Genomic DNA, 22,204 nt, shown 5'->3' on the forward strand with positions numbered 1-22,204 from the left:
ACAAAATAAAAATATATATTTGCCTCATAATCAATTACATTAATAAGAACTGTTTAGTCCCAAACTAAATAAACCTATTTATGAAAGTTATGACCCGCAGATATTCGCTGATGGCACTTATCTTTAGCATGTATGTTTCCTTTACTGCTATATCACAAACTATTGCTACATACGATTTTGAAAGTGGATTACAAAGCTGGATAGATGGTGGTTCCGATTCTGGTTTAAATACTAATTCCATATATGCCAGTAACGGCTCTCAATCAATTTACTCAAAAGACGATGACACATCTCAAAATGACACAACATCTCCTGTTTTAAATCTTTCTGCATATAGTTCTGTAGATTTTTCTTTTTCATTTATAGGTCGCGGTATAGATACTGGAGAAGGTTTTTCTTTACAATATTATAATGGATCCAGTTGGTCTACAATTAAAACTTACATACTGGGAACAGATTTTACTTCAAACAACTATAGTTATACTTTTTATCAAACTATAAATAGCGGACTTTCCTCTAATGCCCGATTCAGGTTTAGAAGTACTTCAAATGCTAATAATGAATACAGTTATTTTGATGATATACTAATAAAAGTTTCAGAGCCAGAAATAGATGTAGCAGGTAATAATCTGTCCATTTCTAATGGAGATATTACGCCCTCTAATTCAGACCATACTTCTTTTGGCACCTCTAATTCTGGAACACTTGTTACAAGAACCTATACTATTTACAATAAAGGAGGTAGCGATCTAACCATTTCTAATATTGCTTTATCAAATACCACGGACTTTTCAATTATAGCACCTTTGTATGCATCTCCAGTTGTTCCTTCTTCTGGTGTAACTACATTTACAATTCAATTTAATCCGCCTACTCTAGGAACAAAAACATCTACTGTAACTATTACCAATAATGACTCTGATGAAGGTTCCTATCAATTTAATATTGATGCTCGTTCCGAACAGAATTTCTTCGATAGTGATGGTGATGGCATACTTGATAATATTGATATTGATGATGATAATGATGGGATCCTCGATTCGGAAGAAGAACTATCCTGTAGCGCATCTTCAATAGCCACAACAACAAATTATAAATTCTTAAATGAAACATTTGGAGAAGGCCACAGAACAACCATTAATACAACTTATGATGCTATAACAACCTATTGTTACGAAGATGGCACTAATGGCGCAAGCACAACAGCATGTCCAAGTTTAAGTGATAATAACTTAGGTGACGGTGAATATGTTGTGTATTATAAAGCTGGAGATGGAGATGGCGTAAACGATACCCCTAATGCAGAAGTAGCAAGTTGGGCAGATAATTATTGGTATACTGGCGAAGATCATACTTCTGGAGATACAAACGGAAGAATGGCTATGTTTAATGCATCTTACAATCCTGGAACCTTTTATACAGCAACCATTATAGGATCATTACCAAACATCCCCATTACCTATAGTTTTTGGGTATTAAATTTAGATACAGAAGATGCCCCAGGTATAACAACCAGGCTTAGACCAGACATATTAGTAGAATTTAGAGATGTAAATAATAATGTTTTAGCCTCAATAACAACTGGAGACATCCCGCCTTCTATAAATGGAGATCCAGCTGGAAGTTGGCATCAGTTTACAGCAAACCTAACTTTTAATGTAAGTGAGTTTTATGTTTACTTTATAAATAACGAAGTTGGTGGTGCTGGTAATGATTTAGCAATAGACGATATTGTAATATCACAGACATTATGTGATACCGATAAGGATCGTGTTGCAAATATTTTTGATTTAGATTCAGACAATGATGGGATTCCAGATGTTGTTGAAGCTGGTTTAGGAAATTATAGTGATGGTAATGCTACACTAACCAATAGTGGCAGTTGGGTTGATTCCAACAATAATGGAATGCATGATTTAAGTGAAGGGCACAGTACCTTAGATTCAGATCTGGATGGTACTCCAAATTACTTAGATTTAGACTCTGATAATGATACTATTTTTGATGTAGATGAATCTGGAGCTACTAATTCTGGCAGTGCCACATACCAAAATGGAGATGGTGATATTACTGGAGATGGTGTTGGAGATGGAACAGATACAGATGCTGTTAGAGAAACAGATATTAACTCCGATGGTATTTCAGAATATTTTACTGATGGCATTTTAGATCTATATGATTTTTTTAATGGAAATACATTTGCTACTGGCTATGGCAATTCAAACCAAGGATCTACGGGGTCTGGCTGGGAACATTATCTAGCAGATAGCGATAATGACAATACTCCTGATTATATTGATACTACTTCAGATGGATCAACTTACGATATTTCACATACTTTATATGCAAGTTTAGACGGAAATAACGATGGTGTAATTGATGATACAAATGATGCTGAAGGCGATGGCATTATTGATTTATTTGATACAGATGATGCCGTTTTTGGTTCCCCAAGAGATTTAAATAGTAAATATCATTTATTTTTTGACGGACGTAATGATTATGCTGCAGAAAGTACTGTAATTAATGAATGGGATGAGGCCACCATCATGTCCTGGATAAAAACAGATCCTTTATCTTCTGGAATTCAAATAATTGTTGGTCAAGATGAATTTTATTTACAACTCAATGCCGATAAAAGCATTACAGCCTACGCCGATGGTTATACCATTTCAAGTAGCTCAAGCATAGCAATAAATCAATGGACACATATAGCAGCAACTTATAGTTGCGATTGCCTGGATGGTATGTTTAAATTATATATTAACGGATCTGAAGTAGCAAGTACCACAACGTCTTCTGGGGCGTTAAACACAGATACTTCCAGCTTTACTATTGGCAGAAAACCAGATACCGATACTCATTATTTTTATGGCTATATAGACGAATTAAGAGTTTTTGATAAAGCGTTATCTGAGAACGAACTTCATAAAATGGTGCATCAGGAAATTGAAAATAATGCAGGTATTGTTAGAGGCACCACAATTCCTCTAGACATAACAGATTTTATTGATACTTCAAACATAACCCCTTTAAGTTGGTCTTCGTTGCAACGCTATTATAGACTAGACACTTATAAAGATGATATTATAGACGATTTAACAACCAGTTCTATAGATACTGGTTCTGGTGCCAAAATTTATAACTCAAAAATAATTAATGGTCAAACAGCGCCGTTACCTTACGTTACAACATCTTCATGCAGTGGCAATTGGTCTAATTCCAGCAATTGGGAACAAGGTAATTTATGGGATATCAGTAACACAACACCAGCTTGTGCTATAGTTCAAATAAAAGGTAATTTACAAACAAGCACAGATCTTTCTACTGTAGGCTTAATTCTAGATAGCGGAAGTAAACTCGAAGTTAATGGAGATTCTGGGTTGTTAAATTCTTGGTATTTAAAACTAGACGGAGACATAGATTTAGAAGGTGAATCCCAGTTAGTTCAAACCGAAGATAGCACCTTAGATGCAACCAGTTCTGGAACACTTGAAAAAGATCAGCAAGGAACAGCAGATACTTATACCTATAACTATTGGTCGTCTCCTGTAGGATTACCCAATAGCTCTACAAATAATAACAGTTATAAATTACCAAATGTTATTACTAATGTTAATTTCTTAACCTCTGGATATAATGGTGCGGCATCTCCAGTGGGAATTGCTGACTATTGGGTTTGGAAATTTAGTAATCAACAAAGTGAAAATTACTCAAAATGGCAACACGTACGTAGTACAGGAACATTACTTGCTGGTGAAGGTTTTACAATGAAAGGTCCAGGAACTGGTTCTATTAGTACATCACAAAACTATATACTACATGGTAAACCAAATAATGGAGACATCAATCTAACTATAAGTACAGGAAATGACTACTTGGTTGGTAATCCATACCCATCTGCAATAGATGCTGTACAATTTATATTAGATAATGGCGCAACAATAGCAGGCTCAGGCTCTACAACAGGAACATTATATTTCTGGGAGCACTGGGGAGGTGGTTCTCATGTTCTTCGTGAATATCAAGGAGGTTATGCAACCTATTCGCTTTCAGGAGGTGTACCAGCTGCCTCAAAAGGTACTAACCATGCAGATGTCGCTACAGGAGGTACGCCAGCCAAAACACCTGGACGTTATATCCCAGTAGCTCAAGGGTTCTTTGTTACTGCAGAAACTGGTGGTACTATTAAATTCAATAACGGCCAAAGAGTCTTTCAAATTGAAGATGGTAGTAACTCCGTATTTACTAAATCATCTAATACTAAAAATGCCGAAACAAATTCTGGTAATAAGTCTAACACCGAGGATACCAGAATGAAACTAAGAATTGGTTTTAACTCTATAAATGACATACACAGACAATTATTATTGACTGTGGATGAAAACGCATCTGCAAATTACGATTGGGGTTACGATTCAAAATATATAGATACTCAGGTAGATGATATGTATTGGCTAATTAATAATGAAAAATTCACCATTCAAGGTATAAATAACATTAACGAGCAAACTATTATCCCTCTAGGAATTCATACTAATAAAGATGGTTTTAATAGTATTACCATTGATAAATTAGAAAATAATTCTAACGATTTAGATATTTATTTACATGATAAAGAACTAAATATATACCAAAACTTAAAACAAGGCGATTATGAAATGTCCTTAGCTGCTGGTGAATATTTAAATCGTTTTGAAATTACATTCGCTAAAGATCAAAGCTTAGCTGTAAATGATATTAATAATAGTCAAATAGAGGTTTATTTTTCTAACGAAAAAAATAGCATCATTATCAATAACCCTATTTCTAAACGAATAAAATCTGTTGAAATGCTTAATATAATTGGGCAATCGTTATTCAAATTTCAAACAAACACAAACGAAAATCATCTGGCATATAATACGAATCAAATTAAAACAGGAAATTATATCTTGAAAATACAAACTGAATATGGCATGATTTCTAAAAAAGTCTTAATAAAATAGTTGAGTTAGTTATTTAAGTTAGTCGCTTAAATCCCAAATCTATTTTGCTTAACTATATTTCAAGTCCTGAATTGACGTTCAGGACTTTTTTTATTTTATAAGAGTGATTAAAGCCTCTAAAGAAACTTTATGCTGCTCTCCAGAAATCATATGCTTTAATGTATATGTGTTTGAGTTTATTTCCTCATCTCCCACTAAAACAACAAACGGAATAGCGCGTTTATTTGCATGATTCATTTGCTTTTTCATTTTAGCAGCATCAGGATACAATTCAGAATTTATACCCTGCAATCGTAATTTATTAATAGCTTTTAAACTAAACAAAGCTTCTTTATCTCCAAAGTTTATAAAAAGTACGGCAACATTTTTATTGACAGTTTCTGGAAATAATCCTAATTCTTCAAGCACTAAATAGATGCGATCTAAACCAAAACTAATCCCCACACCACTTACATTTTTCATTCCAAAAATGCCAGTTAAGTCATCATAACGACCACCGCCTCCAATGGAGCCCATTTTCACAGTTTTAGGTGCCGACACTTCAAAAATAGCACCTGTGTAATAGTTTAATCCACGAGCTAATGTGACATCTAATTGCAATCTTGCTGTTGATAATCCTAACTCTGAAATTGCCGTATTTATAAAAGATAATTCTTCAATACCTTTTTTCCCTTCCTCAGAAGCCGATAAAATAGTCTTTAAACTTTCAATTTGAGATTCAAAAGAACCAGATAATGTAAACAAAGGTTGTAGTTTAGAAATACCATCTTCCGAAATACCTTTTCCAAGCATTTCTTCTTTTACCTTCTCCTCACCTATTTTATCTAACTTATCTAACGCTACCGTAAAATCGATTAATTTATCTGAAGCTCCAATAACCTCGGCTATTCCAGATAAAATTTTGCGATTATTAACTTTTATGGTAACACCCTCCAGTTTTAAGGCTGAAAATACCCTATCGTATAATTGGATAAATTCTACTTCTTGCCAAAGTGATTTACTACCAACAACATCGGCATCACACTGGTAAAACTCTCTAAAACGTCCTTTTTGTGGTCTGTCTGCTCTCCAAACTGGTTGTATCTGGTAGCGTTTAAAAGGAAACTCAATCTCATTTTGATGCTGCACTACATAACGCGCAAAAGGTACTGTTAGATCGTAACGGAGTGCTTTTTCAGATATACTTGATGTTAATTTATTAGAATTCTTTGTATCATAAGCCTCACCATTAGCTTTAGATAAATAATCTCCAGAATTCAAAATCTTAAAAATCAAACGATCCCCTTCTTCACCATATTTTCCCATTAAGGTATCCGAATTCTCAAAACTAGGTGTTTCGATAGGTTGGAAACCAAACGTTTCAAAAGCACCACGAATGGTATTAAAAATATAGTTACGCTTCGCTACCTGTTCTGGATTAAAATCTCTGGTACCTTTCGGTATGCTTGGTTTTTGAGCCATATCAACTTCCTGCCTTTCGACTCCGCTCAAGATTAACTTCAGCAGGAATCTTATTTAATGATTATTAATTTTTTTAATGGATTCTTCACTATACGATTACTGATTTAATAGTATGATGATGAATCACAAAAATATATAATGAAATTGTCATTGCGAGCTTTTTCAATAGAAAAAAAGCGTGGCAATCTTTTAATTAAAAAATAGTTAAATGATTAACAGATTGCCACGTCGTGCCTCCTCGCAATGACATTCTATTTTAACCTATCAACTTATCAAAATACATAAACAAATTGCCTTTAGTAATAGAAGCTCCTTGCTCAATCATTTTAAATTTATCTAAGTTCTTATCGTCTGTATAGTCCTTATCTGCTTGTAAAAATTCTACATTCTCATCCATTAAATTTTCACGCAGCCAATTGTAACCTTCTTTAGTGGTAATATCTACATCATTTTTTAAAGTAAGTGCTATAACAAACATTTTTTCTTCTGCTAAGCGAAATAAATACATATGTTGAGGAGAAATATGTTCTAAATATTCTGCTTTATTTAAAACACCTTCCCAAATTAAATCACTAAACACATCTAACTCCATTTCTGCCAGCTCGGGCTTATTAGCTTTTAGATTGGCCCACTCATCAGCAGTGATAGACTGTGTCGCCAAAAAGTTAATAAACTCCTGGTGTAATTCTTCAAATTGTTCTTTAGTTAGTCTTGCGTATTTCATTTTTAAATATTTGAGCGTTTTAGCACGTTTTGGCTATACCATATCCTTAAATTTACTTGTCTTAACATTTTGACTGCGCTCCATATAACAAAGATCAGCCATCAGCACAATCGAAGGGATACTATAATCAGTAACAAAAAAATGCGCCCTTATTAAGAGCGCAAATTTAAGAATATATATGTTATTATTTTTAAAAAATATAACGTAGCCCTACTTGTGCTTGCCATCTAGACGCTAAGCTAGAATCAAACCCAAATGTTTGAGCATCCGATCCGCCATTAAACGTATAAACAGGTACACTTCCTGAGGTATCAACACCAATAGGAGATATGTTATTAGGTTGTTCCACTACACCCCAATCTGAATTAAGAAGGTTTCCAAAATTAAGAATATCCAAACTTATTTGCAGTGTATTAGTTTTATCTTCACTAACGTTAAACTTAAAATCTTGTAATACTTTAATATCCCAGCGGCCTCTCCATGGTGCTAATGCGCCATAACGATCAAAATAACTCCCTCTATTATCATTTAAATATTTATCCTGTTGAATAAATCTTTCAAAATCCTCAGCTTGCCCAGATCCAGAAAATTGCATTTGTTGTACTTCTGAGGCTGTAGGTATATAAATTAGATCATTATTTTGAAAAGAACTATCTCCATTAATATTACCTGCATAAGTATAGTTAAAACGACCTCCTTGAGCGTATTCAAAAAATGTAGAAATCGTGGTCGCCCATTTATCGTTTCCATATACCCATTTTTTACTCCCTACTCCAACAAAACGATGCGTATCACCATATTTAGAATACGATAACACATCATCATTTGCATTACCTAAATTAGGATTAAAATCAAAAGCATCTCCAGTAATCTCTGCTTCAATAGAGTTTACATCCTTAGAATTAAGGTAATTATAAGCTAAACTTGTATAAAATCCATTTTCAAATGTTTTCTGCAATTTTAATGTAGCATTCCAAATACGTCCTTTATCAGAATTTGTAAAGACATAAGCATTATTTCCAGAATCACCAGATAAATAAACAGGTCTATCATCTCCTGGAGCATTCAATGTCCCTGTAGGATTTCTTAATCCCCAATTCTGTACATGCGCTGCATTTAAATCTTTGGTAAAAGAAATGTCTGTAGTAATCGTAAGTCCATTTTCTAGTCTATGATCTGCACCTATGTTAGTTCTCCAAACTTGTGGCCATTTATAATCAGGATCAATTAATTGAAAGAAACCATCATCCGCTCCACTTACCTGATTACCCAACCAAACGAAAGGAAAACGTCCTGTAAACAACCCTGTTCCTCCTCTTACTTGAGTTTTATTCTCATTATTCACATCCCAATTAAACCCTAGCCTTGGTGAGATCAACCAATCGTTATTTGGTAACGTTGTTGAATCTAAATTAACTTCTTCATTTTTATTTGGATTAAAATATGATACTGAATTATCTCTTGTAGCACCATTATCTGTATCTATATATTTTTGAATTAAGTCACCTGTATTAAAATATAAAGGTTTATCAAAACGTACTCCATAGGTCACTTTAAACGCATCTGTTATATTCCAGTCATCTTGAACATAAAAAGATAGTTGACCAACATTAAGTTCTGCTAATTTCCAGCCACCGTCGTTACCAGTTCCATTTGTATTAAATGTATCGAAAGCATTTTGAGTTGCAGTTAAATATTGATCTACTAAACCGCCTGGTTGTGCATTATCTAAAAACTCTTGTACATTAGCATATGGAGCAAATATTCCAAAATATGGAAATACTCCAAGACTAAAAGATTCGTAATTAACAAGGTTAAAAGAGTTTTTAAAAGCGAATTTCTCAAACGAAAAACCTACAGTATAAGTATGGTTACCTCTAACAATATTCAAATTATTCGTTAATTGAATTACTTTTTGGTCTAATTCATTATTAATTGAAAAAGGTTCATGACCTGCAATTATATAATTTGAACCTGCTCCATCTTGAATTGTAATTACTGGAGCTGGTCCAGACAATGGTTTTCTAAAATCATCAAAATGCGTATAGCCAAATTGAAATTTATTGGTTATATCACCAGGCAATGTAGAGTTTAACTCCAATTGAACAGAATTTAATTTGTTATTGATCTCATAACCCGAATTTTCAAATTGCAATGTTTGAAAACTAGGCCCACGTGAACTCAAAGCAGTTGGGTGCGCAGGTTTTTCTTTTGATGCATTTAAAAAATTATAAATAATAGCCAACCGGTTATTATCATTAATATTCCAGTCTAACTTAAAAATACCTTTTGTAGATTCAGATCCATAATTAAAGCCTTCAAAGCTCCCAGTATCATAACCTAAATTGGACAGTGCATCTTGAACAGCAATAAAATCGCTTTCTAAAACTCTAGATTCATTAACTGCTCCAGAGCCTGTATTAGGAACCCATCCGTTAGTTCCTAAATCTGTACGTTCATCTTTTTCAAAATTTGTAAAAAAGAAAAGTTTATCCTTTACTATAGGCCCTCCTATACTAAAACCGTATTGATTTTGTTCAAGGTTTGATGTTGGTACATCTTCTCCATTTACTTTTCCTCCAGTTAGATCTTCATTTCTAAAAAACCCATAAACCGTTCCGTGAAATTCGTTAGTCCCACTTTTTGTCACTGCGTTTACAGAAGCACCAGTAAAGCCAGATTGTGTTACATCGTAAGGAGCAAGCGATACTTGAATTTGCTCAATAGCATCTAGCGAAATTGGTTGTGAATCTGTTTGACCTCCTGGTGTTGCAGCATCCAATCCGAATGGATTATTAAAGATCGCACCATCTAAAGAAAAGTTATTGAATTGATCATTTCTACCTCCAAAGGAATTACCGCTAGCAGATGGTTCTAACCTGGTGAAATCTGATGCAGATCTAGAAATAGTTGGTAATCGTGTTAATTCACGGCTCCCCACACTGGTTTCTGCTCCTGTACGATCACTCCCAAAAGTTCCTGTACCACCAGTGCTTTGAATAACGACTGCATCTAATTGTTCATTATCGGCTTCTAATACAGCATCCAAATTTGTTGTTTTTCCTAAAGTTAAAAACACATTTTTAAATGTTTGCTCTTGGAAACCAACAAAGCTAATAGTAATCGAGTAAGGGCCTCCTACTCTTAAATTTAATAAGTTAAATCTTCCATCAAAGTTTGTCGCTGCTCCATATTTAGTACCAGTTGGTGTATGGATAGCAAGAACATTAGCTCCTGGAAGTGGTGAGGCATTTTCGTCTAAAATTAGACCTTTAATGTTTGATGTCGTTACCTGCGAAAACGCAAGCACCCCAAAAAACAATAAAAAAATGGCAAGGGTAGTTTTTTTCATCTGTATTTATTTTAAGTTAGTCGTCTGCTATGCATGCATAGCATTTATCTCAACAAAAATAAACAAAAAAAAAGCCATTCATAAGAATGGCTTTACATTATAATAAAGTTTTATTAACTAATTGTTAATACTTTAGTTTGCTTGTGCAATAACTTCAAAGGCTAAATCAACAGATACTTCTCTGTGTAAACGTACAACAGCATTGTATTTTCCTGTACGTTTAATGGTTGTTACTGTAATGAATTTTTTATCAATAGCTTGTCCTTCTTTTGCTAAGGCTTCAGCTACATTAATATTATTCACAGAACCAAATAATTTGTCTCCAGTACCAACTTTTGCAGCTATTTTAATGTCTAATGCTTTTATAGCTTCAGCAATTTTATTAGCATCGTCAACTATTTTCTTTTCTTTAAAAGCTCTTTGTTTTAAATTTTCTGCCAATACTTTCTTTGCAGAAGAAGTAGCAAGTATAGCTTGCTTTTGAGGAATTAAAAAATTTCTACCATAACCGTTCTTAACTGTTACAACATCGTCTTTAAATCCTAAATTTTCAACGTCTTGTTTTAATATAAGTTCCATTGTTATCGGTATTTTATTTTAATAAATCTGCTACGTAAGGCATTAAAGCTAAGTGACGCGCTCTTTTTACAGCTACAGATACTTTTCTTTGATACTTTAAAGAAGTTCCTGTTAAACGTCTTGGTAAAATTTTACCTTGCTCGTTTACAAACTTTAATAAGAAATCTGGATCTTTATAATCTATGTATTTAATACCAGATTTTTTGAAACGACAATATTTCTTTTGTTTGTTTGTCTCAATATTCAACGGAGTTAAATATCTAATTTCTCCGTCTTTTTTTCCTTTTGATTGTTGTTCTATCGATGACATAATTAAGCTTTTTGTTTAAGTTTAACTCTTCTTCTCTCTGCCCAAGAAATAGCGTGTTTATCTAATGCTACTGTTAAGTAACGCATAAAACGCTCGTCACGTCTAAACTCTACTTCTAAAGCATTGATATGTTCACCAGGAACAGTGTACTCAAATAAGTGATAGAAACCACTTTTCTTGTTTTGTATTGGGTAAGCTAATTTTTTAAGCCCCCAATCTTCTTTAGCTATCATCTTAGCGCCGTTAGAAACAAGAAAATCTTCGTATTTCTTTACTGTTTCCTTTATCTGGTCTTCAGATAAAACGGGATTTAAGATGAAAACAGTTTCATAATGATTCATAAAAATCTATTTTATTGTTAAAAATTGGGTGCAAAAATAGTTAATATATACATATAAAACAACACTTACCTTAAGTATAATGCCAGTTTATTTAAAATGTTAAAATTATGTTAAAACAGGCGCTTTAACGATGATTTTTGGTTTTTAGCCGAATTTTTCGTACTATTGTCGATATCTTAACCGAAATAATATAAAATGTTATGACATTAAACTGTGTAGTAGTAGACGATTCGGCAATACAACGTCTCTCTATAGTTAAGTTAGTAGAGAATCATCCTTCTCTTAACTTAATTGCAGAGTACAGTAGTGCTTTAGAAACTAAAAATGGTTTAAATACGCATCAAGTAGATTTAATTTTTTTAGACATTGAAATGCCAGTGCTAAATGGATTTGAACTTTTAGACGTATTAAACAACAAACCTCAAATTATCTTTGTAACTGGTAAAACCGAATATGCTTTTAAAGCTTTTAATTACGATGCTACCGATTATTTGCATAAGCCAATTACAAGGGAACGTTTTAATACTTCTGTAGATAAAGCTCTAGAGCAACATAGGTTGACTTTAGACTTTAATGAAGAAGAGGGAGAACACATCTTTGTAAAGAGTAATCTTAAAAAACGTAAGGTTTATATTAAAGACATCAAATGGATTGAAGCACTTGGTGATTATGTAAAATTGGTGACAGAAGAAACTAGTTTAGTTGTATTATCCACAATGAAATCCTTTGAAGCAGAACTACCTGAAGGAAAGTTTTTAAGAATCCACAAATCATATATTGTTAATCTTGATAAAATTGACAGATTTAACAGTAAAAATGTTGAAGTGGGAGCTTACGAAATTCCATTAAGTAGAAATAAAAAGACTCAACTCGTTGATGCTTTAAATAATATTTAAAAGACTAACTGACTAACTGGCCTAGCTATATTAAAAGTTATCGACATTTAAAATTATTTTAACAGACCGAAAATCTTTTACAGCTGAGAAGCTATTGTTTATTTTAATGATAGCTTCTTTTGTTTTTGATAATGATTGCTGCTTAGGAATCTTTACTAAGATGTTTTTATGAAACTGATTTCTTATTCTTGAAATTGGTGGAGATTCTGGTCCCAGCACATGTTCTTTAAAAACTTGTGCCAAAGACTTTGCCAACCATAGAGAAGCTGTATCAACTCTATTATAATCTTTATGTTTTAAAGTAATCTTTATTTGCTTGTAAACAGGCGGATATTTATAATTATAACGGTCGTTCATTTGCTCGTTATACATATCTATATAATTATTCGTAGATACTTGTTGTAAAATATTATGATACGGATTATAAGTTTGTATCAATACCTTACCTCTTTCCTCTGTACGCCCTGCCCTACCCGAAACTTGCAACATGAGTTGAAAACTACGTTCGTGCGCTCTAAAATCTGGAAAATTGAGCATATTATCTGCATTCATAATACCAACCAACTTGACATTCCTAAAATCCAAACCTTTAGTTAACATTTGTGTTCCAACTAAAATATCTATTTCTTGCTGTTCTAAAGCTGTAATTATTTTTTCATACCCATATTTGCCCCTCGTAGTATCTAAATCCATTCTTGCAACCTTATGCTCTGGAAATAGTAACTTGACCTCTTCTTCTATTTGTTCGGTACCAAATCCTTTATTGTCTAATTCGGCACTTCCACAAGCCATACAGTCTTTTATCATTGCTGAATTATAACCACAATAATGACAACGCAATTGGTTTCTATATTGATGATATGTTAAACTCACATCGCAATTAGGACACTGAGGCGAATTACCACAGGTATTACATTCTACAATAGGAGAAAATCCGCGTCGGTTTTGAAATAGTATGATTTGATGTCCTTCTCCTAAGGTTTCAGTCATTTCTTCGATAAGTCTATCGCTAAAATGCCCTTTCATTCGCTTCTTCTTGAGTTTTTCCTTAATATCAACTAATTCAATATCTGGCATCAAAACATCATTGAAACGTTTAGTAATTTCAACAAATCCGTACTTATTTTGCTTTGCATTAAAATAGCTTTCTAAACTTGGTGTGGCTGAACCTAAAAGTATTTTACCTTCGTGCATATTAGCCAAAACAACAGCCGTATCACGTGCATGGTAACGTGGTGCTGGATCAAACTGCTTAAAAGATTGTTCATGCTCCTCATCAACAATAATGAGTCCTAAATTATTAAAGGGTAAAAAGATAGAAGAACGAGCTCCCAAAACGATTTTCGCTTTCGTGGTATTATTTAAAACTTGATTCCAAACCTCAACCCGTTCGTGCGATGAATATTTAGAATGAAAAACAGCTACCTGCTCTCCAAAATAATTCTGTAATCGTGTAATTAATTGTGCTGTTAATGCTATTTCTGGTAACAAATAAAGGACTTGCTTTCCGTGCGCTAAAGCGTCTTCAATTAATTTAACGTAGACTTCTGTTTTACCAGAAGAAGTCACCCCATGAAGCAACGTAACACTATGCTTGTTAAATGATTCTCTTATTTCTTTTAGAGCAATTTCTTGATATTCATTGAGGTTTTTAGTGGCCTCATTCTCATCTCCAGAGTATTGAATACGATCTGTTTGAATATAGTATTCTTCAAGAATTTCTTTATCAATCAATGATTTTATAATAGCAGTTGACGCCCCACTTTCTGCTGCTAAATCTGAAACTTTCACAGGCTTTTTTGTGGTTGCAGAAACAGAAAACAAGGTCATAACGACTTGGCGTTGTTTTGGTGCTCTACTTAAATCCTCCAACAACTTTTGAAGAGCCGTTTCTGAAGAAAAACTTGAATGCAATTTTGCATAACGAACCAATTTAGGCTTATATTTTTCATATACTTCTTCTTCAACAGAAATCGCCTCCTTTTCAATGAGTCTCTTAATTACTGGTAATACATGCTTTTTATCAAGGATATTAGAGATATCATGAATTTTTAAGGACGATTGATGGTGCAAGGCTTCATAAACTAAAAATTCATCATCCTTTAATATACTTTCATCAATTTCTTTAGTGTTATTTTTTAAAACAACCGTTTCACTTTCTAATATAAATGCACTAGGTAAAGCGGCACGCATCACATCGCCCATCGTACACATGTAATAATTGGCTATCCATTGCCATAATCGTAATTGCTTTTCGTTTACAACAGGAGAATCATCTAAAATTTGTTGAATATCTTTAGCCTCATAAGCTACTGGCGGGTCATTGTGAACTTTAAAAACAATGCCTGTATAGATTTTCGATTTGCCAAAAGGCACAGCAACACGCATGCCTGCTTTTAAAAAATTAGCCTCAGACGCTGTTATACTATAAGTAAATAGTTTTTTAAGAGGTACAGGAATTATAACGTCTATAAAATGATTCAAAATTAAGTTACGATTTCTTGAGTTATATACGAATATAAATGAAAAATAGACATCCTTAAAATCATTCCTCTCTAAATTATTAATAAAAAAAGACTGCCCTTTTCGGACAGTCTTGAGAAATTAATTCTTGCGTTTCAAAAAAAGCACTTTTTGATTATTTTAAAACTTGCTTTGTTATGAAACCTATTAGCATTAATAACAAATTATCAATACCAACCTCTTATATTATAAGAGACATGTTGTGGTTGGTTTTTGGCCCTAACAATCGCTATCTCTCTTGCTGCTTCAAGCGTATTAGCTTGTACTTCTAAAACTTTTAAATCATATTTCCAATCTCTATCTCCTAACTCTTTTACACGAGTAGCTATTTTAGAATATAACGTCTTAACTTGCCCAAAACAAGATGCGCTAGGCTCAATACTAGAAAGTATTTCTCCTGCTAAATTAGCTGCATCAATATCTTGATTTGCTGCCCAGATACTGCTAGCTTCGTTTAGTTTTACTTTACAATCCCTATTAATGGTTTTAGTATATAGCGGTTTGATTTTACTTTTTATAGTATTAAAACAAGTACTTACTTCTGGTACATTCGTCATAAGTATTAAAGCTTCGCCAAACGCATTTTGAGCTTCCAATGTTTGTGCTTTTTTAATCATGATGCTACAATTAGTATTATAGTAATCAATGATTTTTTCTTTGCCTTTTGAAATAAAACTTTGAATTTCTGGATTTTTAGGCTTTATCTTTTTTAAGGCAGACATATAAGCTTTGTTTTCATTTGTCCCTACTCCCTTTAATGATATAGATTGACTTGAAAACAAATTACCTGCAACACCATCACCAATATAAAGTGTTAAATCTAAAGTTAAAGCTATCATTGTTGGCGCAGTTCCCGTAATATTTTTACTTAACACCGTAATATTTGGTGTTATTACAAACCTAGAGTTATACACATTATCACTAATCCCATTTTGGGTAATAACTTGTGCTAATTTATTCTTTAGCATATTATGTGCATAAGCAGGAATACCTTCTGCTTGCGCTGGAATATAAGCCCCTAAGGTTATACCATTGTTATTTTCTTGAGCAACCGCTAGTGTTGAAACTAGAAGCATTATATTATAAATGAGTTTTTTCATCTTATTTTTTTTATGTTCTATTTACCTCCCAAAATAATGGTAGCTCTCCCCAAACCTTTCATTACCAATTTATTTGGAATACTATAAGGTGCGTTTTTTAAGAATTTACTAAGTTCTCTAGTGTATCTTCTAGCATCAATTGCTCTGCCTTTATCATTATAAAGCGGTATTCTTACTTGCTCAAATAACGCCATAGTTTCAGTTATATCTGTAGTACTAAATCGTCCCTTAACAGTATTATCTGCTAACCAATCTTCAATAATATCTCTTAATTCTTCTCCATCAAATTCGGTTTCTAAATCGCCGTCCCAATCATCCCATTTTTGAATACGTATGATAACTTCTCGTCCATTTTCAAACATGTCATCAAAATGAGTTTGTAATGATTCGGAAAAATTATCCATATGTGCTAATACTGCTTCAGAAAGTAATACAGGTAATTCTGCTGAAAATGAAGGTGCTCCAGTACCAACTGCTGTAGCAACTTGCTTATCCGTATAGGCATCTAACCCTTGAAGATTAAATGTTATAGATTTCTTAGGACCTGTTTTATTAACGGTCCAGGTTAATTGCATAACAATATCTGCTTTGGCTACCTTTTTAAAGGCATCAATCGGGTTTTCACTAATACCACTACCAGAATCTTTAGAGCTTCTCAAATTATCTTCTGCTGCATTTGAGTTTAAAGTTTTAATAACCGATTCCATGTTTTTAAGAGGAAAGCCTCTATCTGCCATCATACCGTTTATTTGACTTATAACTTGAAGTACTTCTGCATTTTCTTGAAATGCTCTTTTATAGTCTGGTACTTTAACTGGTGTGCCTTGATCATCAAAATTAAGTACATAGCCATTTTTAAAACACCAAACATCGCTAGGTACTACCATAAGTGTTGGTTTTTTAGCTTGACTAAATACTAAAGTGTTTATAAATAATAAAGAGCATATAGCTCCTAAATGCAAAAATCTTTTCATTTGATTATTTTTAAAAAATTAAAATCCAGAAGTTAAACCTCGTATAATGCCTTCGTTTTCAAGTCTTTTTCTTAATTGATCGAATTGTACATTTACAACAGCTCCAATTTTATACTCTCTTCTACTTATTTTTAGGCGATCTCCTGCAGCAATGTTACCATCTGTTGCTGAAGATACATATTTTAGGTATTCACCACCATCCATAAAGAATTTATCAAAAAACGCCATGAATTTCTCTTCAGTTTCCGCAGATTTCACCAAAGGTTTTAACGAAGTACAGCCTTGACCTCCTCCTGCATAACCTTTGAAAATGATACCATGTATTGCATTTTTCATAGTATGTGAAATGGCATGTTTTGGGTTTTTAGAATAAGACCAAACTTTTACGAGTTTTGAACCTTGTTTTGCAATGCCTTCACATTCTATATCATAACGCCATATTTTAGTATCTCTATTGGCTTTTTCGTTTTTCCATTGGGCATTAGCAGTACCTGCAAAAACCAACAAAATTATTATTACTAAACTGTTTTTTAATTTCATATTTTAAATCTATTTTAAGAAAGTTAGTTAATTTATTTGTCTTATAAGCATCCCTGAGTAGTACTTATTTTTTGAACCATTAAAGGTTGAATATTGTATTTCAGAAGGGGTTTCTTCGTCTGCTAAGTATGTGTTATCCCAAATTTCGTCCTTATTAACCGTAATGACTCCTATACGTTTATATTCGATAATACCCTGTTTATTTACAATCTGTTCTAAAACTTCGTACTTACTTCCCTTTTTTAATCCTTCTTTAAGTCCGATTTTTGCAGACAATGGGTCGCCACTTAATAATGGTGTTTTAGTTCTAAAGACTTCGTATTCTCTTTGCAATTTAGCTATCACATTATCGGCAGCTCTTACTGTAGCTATTTCAATTAATTCTTCATTAGTTTTTGTTGTTAAAGTAGTACTTTGTACATCTGCCCACCCAGTTTCAACACCAACAAATTCTAATTTAAAAACGGAAGTTTCATCAAAAGCTTTTTTTCTTTCTAAATCCAACGAATTATCATCTGTCCAAAAATCATTATAAAAAACAGCAGCTACCTCTTCATTCCATACTAATTTGTACAAATAAGCCCGAGTTCTCACAATATAACCTTTGCCAAAAACATCTGCTCCTTTTGAGGCAGCGTTCGCTACTAAAGCGACATTTTCACCTGCATATGAGCTTACAGTTGTAAGGAAGGATTTTGCTTTCGCTGCGACTTCTTCTTTATTGGTATACTTAAAATCATTTACTATTACAAATGTATTCTTAATCAATTGTTCTCCTGCATCTGCTAATAGCGCTTTGCCTCGTTCATTCTGATTTGCAAGTTTAACATCTAAGTCTGAGGCATTATACAATCCTCTTTCTGCAACTAAACTCATATCAAAGCCTCCTTTTTCACTTCTGTGAAACCATTTGGCCAACATAGATTTTGCCATACCTAGTGAGTCTAAATACTTATGGATAGCTTTTTGATCATCTTCTTGTTTTTTCTTATTGTCATTACCAATCTTTACGGGTATTTTAGAAAGCAACCCTTTTTTCTTTGGCTTACTTTCCGATAATGTGTCAACAACATATACCAAATCTGATTTAGAAATAGTCCTAGTATTAATAATATGATTATTAAACTTTTCTGGAATAGGTGTATTAACAAAAGATGTTTGTATATTTTCACTATGTTCTATATTCTCATCACTTAGTATGAGTGTATATAGCGAACTTCTTTTGTACTTAATATCTAAAGGTGTTTCTTGTGAATACGATTTATAACACAAAATAGCAACACAAAATATTGTTACTTTTTTAAATAACTTCATATGGAGGGTAAATGGTTAGTTTATATCTGGGTAAAACTAGTTCTTTTTAATTATCGAATCTATACCGTTTAACGATTTTTTCATACACTTTATATAAAAAAAACAATTAATAAATTCTTAACGAATCCTTAATCCAATTTTTGTTTCTTTTAAAAATCTCAAAATCAACAACTTTTGCGTAATTTATTTAAAGAAGCATTTAACTCGTAACCCAACAATAAAATATTGGCATTAAGCCACAAATAAAATAATAGAATCAATAAAGCTCCTATAGAGCCATAAAGCTTATTGTATTGTCCGAAGTTTTCAATATAAAGACCAAATAAATATGATGATAAAATAATGAGTAAAGTTGTAAACAATGCGCCTACAGAAAAGAATTTAGAATGCCTCCCCTCTTGAGTACCAAAATAATATAAGGTGGCTGTGGCTAAATACACCATAAGAACAAAAAACGCATATTTAGCAATATCTGTCCACAATACATTCTGACTATCAATCTGGTACCCTCGATTTTCTAAAACATCAAACAATTCTTGTACAACATATATTTGGAAGTACCCCAAAACAGCAATTGTAACTATAAGTAAAAACGCTAGAATTAATGCAATACTTAATGCATATAAATATTGTTTAAAAACATTACGAGTTAATTGCTCATGATATGAGTTTTCGAAACCAGAAAACACAGCATTCACACCGTTAGCCATTAATACTATTGACAACACAAAAACGGATGATAATAAACCGCCTCGCTGTGATCCGTCAATATTTTCGAATATATTTTCAAAGAAAAAATCGGACGTATTTGGTGGTAAAAAGGATTCTAGAAAGGTTAAAAATTCAAGTTTAAAACCATCGATCGGTACATACGGAATAATAATTAATATAAATAGCAAAAAAGGGAACAATGCCATAAAAAAGCTAAAAGCAATAGCACTTGCTCGGGTTGTTAAAGCACCTCTTACAATACCTGTAATATAAAGTTCTAATAAATCGTAAAAAGACAACCCTTCAAGACCTGGTAATTTTATTTGCTTAAAAACACGCAGCAAGACATTTATTACTGGAATTTTATCAAGTTTGTCTTCAATGGGTTTGGTCATCAGTTTAGTTTAAAAGTTTTTTTTGCTCTGCACAAAAAACAAAACTAATTTAAAGATACTAAAAACTAGTTGACAGCCTTTAAACTTAAATCCATATTATAAACAGAATGCGTTAAAGCACCACATGAAATGTAATTTACACCACATTCTGCGTAGTGCCTAATAGTGGTTTCATTTATATTTCCAGAAGATTCAATAAGGCATTTATTACCTATCAATGTTACAGCTTTCCTTGTATCTTCATAATCAAAGTTATCAATTAAAATTCTATAAATACCATCACTTTTTAATATCTCTTCAACCTCGATTAAATTTCTGGCTTCAACCATGATTTTTAAATCTTTACCTGTTTCTCTAAGATATAACTTTGTCATTTCAATCGCTTTGGTAATACCTCCCGCAAAGTCAATATGATTATCTTTAAGCATAATCATATCATACAACGCAAATCTGTGATTTTCTCCACCTCCTATTACTACAGCCCACTTTTCCAACACTCTAATGCCAGGTGTTGTTTTACGCGTATCAAGAATTTTAGTGTTGGTGCCCTCTAACAGATTAACAAACATTCTTGTTTTAGTAGCAATCGCACTCATACGTTGCATAGCATTTAGTACGGTTCGTTCTGCTTTTAAAATAGACTGTGAAGATCCTTCAATATACATAACAACATCGCCATATGTAACTTCTGTGCCATCTTCTATTCTCACGTCTAGCTTCAAGTTTTTATCAACGTAAGCAAGTACTTTTTTAGCAAAATTAACACCGCCTATAACACCTTTATCTTTAACTAGAATTTTCGCTTTACCTTTAGCATTACTTGGAATGCAAGCTAAAGAGCTATGATCACCATCTCCCACATCTTCTCTTATAGCATTCGAAATTATCATTTTGACTTCTGTATCAAATTGCTCTTGTGTTATCATATTAATTCGTTGGTTTGCAACAAAAATAAGAAATTGATTCTCTAAAATAAATTTTACATTTATGAAATTTTTATTTTTTTCATCTTTAAATGTGTTTTTCATAAATACTAAATAGTAATTTTGCCATTATGACTATTAAAATTCTCGCCATTGGAAAGACTGATAATAAAGAACTTCAATCCCTAATTGATGAATATACAAGGCGTTTAGGCTTCTATATCAAATTTTCATTAGAAATTATTCCAGATATAAAAAATGTTAAAAATTTAAGTGAAGAACAGCAGAAACAAAAAGAGGGTGCCCTTATTTTAAGCAAACTTAGTGCAACCGATGTTTTAATTTTGTTAGATGAAAATGGTAAACAATTAGATTCCATTGGATTTTCTGCTTATTTACAAAAACATATGAACTCTGGTATTAAACAGTTAGTTTTTGTAATTGGTGGTCCTTATGGATTCTCTCAGGATGTTTATAATAAATCAAATGGAAAAATATCATTATCTAAAATGACATTTTCTCATCAGATGGTACGTCTATTTATTATAGAGCAACTATATAGAGGGTTTACTATTTTAAGAAATGAACCTTATCATCATAGATAATACTAATTGAAATTTATTTACAAAAACATAAGATGCCTCCCTGCCAGTTTATAAAACTGAGGGAATAACAGGTAAATTAGCTATGCTCTGATGACAAAATATATTACTTTTTAGAACGTTTCGTTATCCAAAACAGTTTTAAACACATTTTAAACACATTAATCCCTCTCAGACAAGCTTTTATCCTTTTAAGGTAAGTTTTTTCCTCTATGTTTGCGTAATTAATATAAACCTTTGGGGGAAACATATTTAAATAGACAAGCTAACCAGACCAGATTGTTCTACCATCAAAACTGTAATCTCCATTGGTGTTTATAACACCAAAATTCAAGTTATTTAACTTTAGTGCAGAAGTATAAGAAAAAATCAAAATAGTTCAAGCACTCAAGATAAATTTATAAGATTTATAGTTATCAATAATAAACAGAAATTGTTTAAAAAATTATTTCCGCCTTCAAAACTACTCCA

At 32.6% G+C, this 22,204-nt stretch carries 16 protein-coding genes; 3 read left to right on the forward strand and 13 right to left on the reverse strand.

The features are described from left to right. Positions 1-80 precede the first annotated feature (80 nt). Positions 81-4,988, forward strand: coding sequence for a DUF8693 domain-containing protein (locus Q4Q40_RS20080; RefSeq protein ID WP_303303804.1), 4,908 nt, complete (start codon positions 81-83; stop codon positions 4,986-4,988). 90 nt (positions 4,989-5,078) lie between these two features. Here the strand turns inward: Q4Q40_RS20080 and hisS are convergent, their stop codons facing one another. The 6 genes from hisS to rpsF all read right to left on the reverse strand — a co-directional run bounded on the left by hisS (position 5,079) and on the right by rpsF (position 11,755). Beyond that, positions 5,079-6,449: a histidine--tRNA ligase gene (hisS, locus tag Q4Q40_RS20085; RefSeq protein WP_303304012.1), complete on the reverse strand. Its 1,371-nt coding sequence runs from the start codon at positions 6,447-6,449 to the stop codon at positions 5,079-5,081. A 256-nt stretch (positions 6,450-6,705) separates the two neighbouring features. Beyond that, positions 6,706-7,173 carry a DUF6495 family protein gene (locus Q4Q40_RS20090; protein ID WP_303303805.1) on the reverse strand — a complete coding sequence of 156 codons (468 nt, stop codon included), beginning with the start codon at positions 7,171-7,173 and terminating at the stop codon, positions 6,706-6,708. A 190-nt stretch (positions 7,174-7,363) separates the two neighbouring features. Further along, a complete protein-coding gene (locus Q4Q40_RS20095) occupies positions 7,364-10,525 on the reverse strand; it encodes an outer membrane beta-barrel protein (protein ID WP_303303806.1) in 3,162 nt (1,053 codons plus the stop codon). A gap of 132 nt (positions 10,526-10,657) precedes the next feature. Then, positions 10,658-11,104 carry a 50S ribosomal protein L9 gene (rplI, locus tag Q4Q40_RS20100; RefSeq protein ID WP_303303807.1) on the reverse strand — a complete coding sequence of 149 codons (447 nt, stop codon included), beginning with the start codon at positions 11,102-11,104 and terminating at the stop codon, positions 10,658-10,660. A 13-nt stretch (positions 11,105-11,117) separates the two neighbouring features. Then, positions 11,118-11,414, reverse strand: coding sequence for a 30S ribosomal protein S18 (gene rpsR / locus Q4Q40_RS20105; RefSeq protein WP_019388303.1), 297 nt, complete (start codon positions 11,412-11,414; stop codon positions 11,118-11,120). A 2-nt stretch (positions 11,415-11,416) separates the two neighbouring features. After that, positions 11,417-11,755, reverse strand: coding sequence for a 30S ribosomal protein S6 (gene rpsF, locus Q4Q40_RS20110; protein WP_303303808.1), 339 nt, complete (start codon positions 11,753-11,755; stop codon positions 11,417-11,419). 200 nt (positions 11,756-11,955) lie between these two features. On the opposite strand from rpsF, the gene Q4Q40_RS20115 reads away from it, so the two are divergent. Further along, positions 11,956-12,651 carry a LytR/AlgR family response regulator transcription factor gene (locus tag Q4Q40_RS20115; RefSeq protein WP_102754690.1) on the forward strand — a complete coding sequence of 232 codons (696 nt, stop codon included), beginning with the start codon at positions 11,956-11,958 and terminating at the stop codon, positions 12,649-12,651. Positions 12,652-12,681: 30 nt separating this feature from the next. Here the strand turns inward: Q4Q40_RS20115 and priA are convergent, their stop codons facing one another. From priA to nadC, 7 genes are all read right to left on the reverse strand, one after another. Continuing rightward, positions 12,682-15,135 carry a replication restart helicase PriA gene (gene priA, locus Q4Q40_RS20120; protein WP_303303811.1) on the reverse strand — a complete coding sequence of 818 codons (2,454 nt, stop codon included), beginning with the start codon at positions 15,133-15,135 and terminating at the stop codon, positions 12,682-12,684. 206 nt (positions 15,136-15,341) lie between these two features. Further along, complete coding sequence (locus Q4Q40_RS20125) at positions 15,342-16,274, reverse strand: hypothetical protein (protein ID WP_303303812.1); 933 nt, start codon at positions 16,272-16,274, stop codon at positions 15,342-15,344. A 17-nt stretch (positions 16,275-16,291) separates the two neighbouring features. Beyond that, positions 16,292-17,248 carry a DUF6175 family protein gene (locus tag Q4Q40_RS20130; protein WP_303303813.1) on the reverse strand — a complete coding sequence of 319 codons (957 nt, stop codon included), beginning with the start codon at positions 17,246-17,248 and terminating at the stop codon, positions 16,292-16,294. An 18-nt stretch (positions 17,249-17,266) separates the two neighbouring features. Continuing rightward, on the reverse strand, positions 17,267-17,788 hold the full coding sequence (locus tag Q4Q40_RS20135) for a hypothetical protein (RefSeq protein WP_303303814.1): 522 nt from the start codon (positions 17,786-17,788) through the stop codon (positions 17,267-17,269). 27 nt (positions 17,789-17,815) lie between these two features. Beyond that, positions 17,816-19,102 (reverse strand): hypothetical protein, encoded by a 1,287-nt coding sequence (locus Q4Q40_RS20140; RefSeq protein WP_303303815.1) that lies wholly within the window; start codon positions 19,100-19,102, stop codon positions 17,816-17,818. Between the two features lie 164 nt (positions 19,103-19,266). After that, positions 19,267-20,208, reverse strand: coding sequence for a YihY/virulence factor BrkB family protein (locus tag Q4Q40_RS20145; protein WP_303303817.1), 942 nt, complete (start codon positions 20,206-20,208; stop codon positions 19,267-19,269). Positions 20,209-20,273: 65 nt separating this feature from the next. Then, positions 20,274-21,134, reverse strand: coding sequence for a carboxylating nicotinate-nucleotide diphosphorylase (gene nadC, locus Q4Q40_RS20150; RefSeq protein WP_303304013.1), 861 nt, complete (start codon positions 21,132-21,134; stop codon positions 20,274-20,276). 128 nt (positions 21,135-21,262) lie between these two features. On the opposite strand from nadC, the gene rlmH reads away from it, so the two are divergent. After that, positions 21,263-21,736, forward strand: coding sequence for a 23S rRNA (pseudouridine(1915)-N(3))-methyltransferase RlmH (gene rlmH, locus Q4Q40_RS20155; RefSeq protein WP_303303818.1), 474 nt, complete (start codon positions 21,263-21,265; stop codon positions 21,734-21,736). Positions 21,737-22,204 lie beyond the last annotated feature (468 nt).

The sequence above is a fragment of the Flavivirga jejuensis genome (assembly GCF_030540765.1).
GTDB lineage: Bacteria > Bacteroidota > Bacteroidia > Flavobacteriales > Flavobacteriaceae > Flavivirga > Flavivirga jejuensis.